The sequence below is a fragment of the Rhodoplanes sp. SY1 genome, from assembly GCF_046000175.1.
In the GTDB taxonomy this organism is placed as follows: Bacteria; Pseudomonadota; Alphaproteobacteria; order Rhizobiales; family Xanthobacteraceae; genus Rhodoplanes.
Genome location: NZ_JBEOMB010000377.1, coordinates 1 through 940 on the forward strand (window position 1 = coordinate 1; position 940 = coordinate 940).

The window sequence follows — 940 nt, forward strand, 5'->3', positions numbered from 1 at the left end:
GACGCCTTGGTGCAGCAGCGGCTCGACGCGCAGATGCAGACCCTCGCCGCGGACCTGCGGGCCGTTCATCGCCGGATGGTCGAGGCCGATCGCAGGATGGTCGAGGCCGAGCCGGCATCGCCGGCGCGAAGGCTGGTGGGCTGACTCCCCCGGCTGTTCCGATGCCAGGCTTCAAACCAGGCTTCGAGCCAGGCGTCGATGACGCGTGCCGTCGTTCAGTGCAAGCCCGGCGCCCTGCGCAACGGGGCGCCGTGCTCGGCCGCTCGACCTGCAGGCGCTCTTCACCCTCTACGACACCGCCCGCGGCGCCGTCGGGACGCTCGACGGCGTGACGGCCATCCTGCCGTCCACTCCGCTGTTCCTGTACATGGACGTGCGCAAGGAAGCGCTGCCGCGCCGACGACTATCGGCTACTGCAGGAGGTTCGTGAGAACGGCGCGTCGGAAGCCTGGATGGAATACGTCCTGACGGGCGTGCGGGACACGGCGACGCAAGCCGTCGAGACGGCGCGCGAGATCATGGCACTCTTCGAGGCGGATCGTGGCACAATCCGAACGCTCGGGCGCAGTGCCGCCTCCGTGCTCCGGGTCCACGACCTCGTGCAACGCCGCCACCTGGTGGCGATCCAGGTCGCATCCAAGCAGCTCGCGCTCTCGTTTCCGACCGTCGGAAAGTCTCTCGACCACCTGGTCGATCTCGGCATCGTCCGCGAGGTGACGGGCAAGCGGCGCCACCGGGTCTTCACCTAACGCAAGTACCTCGACGTTCTCGACCGCGGGACCGAGCCGCTGCCGCCGTGAACAAAATTGCTCGAAACACCGTATCGGTTGGCGATGTCGTCGTGGCGGCCGTCACCATCGTTGATCGTGCAGGTGTTCCCGGAACCCATGGCGCAGAACGAATCCCGAATCCTAAATTCGTAACGCCATTCGTAACAGTT

General features: G+C 66.6%; 2 protein-coding genes. Both read left to right on the forward strand.

The genetic code is table 11. From position 1 onward, the window contains the following. Nucleotides 1-205: 205 nt before the first annotated feature. On the forward strand, nucleotides 206-430 hold the full coding sequence (locus ABTU92_RS29790; protein WP_408095149.1) for a hypothetical protein: 225 nt from the start codon (nucleotides 206-208) through the stop codon (nucleotides 428-430). A 22-nt stretch (nucleotides 431-452) separates the two neighbouring features. Next, on the forward strand, nucleotides 453-749 hold the full coding sequence (locus ABTU92_RS29795; protein ID WP_408095150.1) for a hypothetical protein: 297 nt from the start codon (nucleotides 453-455) through the stop codon (nucleotides 747-749). The last annotated feature ends 191 nt before the right edge of the window (nucleotides 750-940 follow it).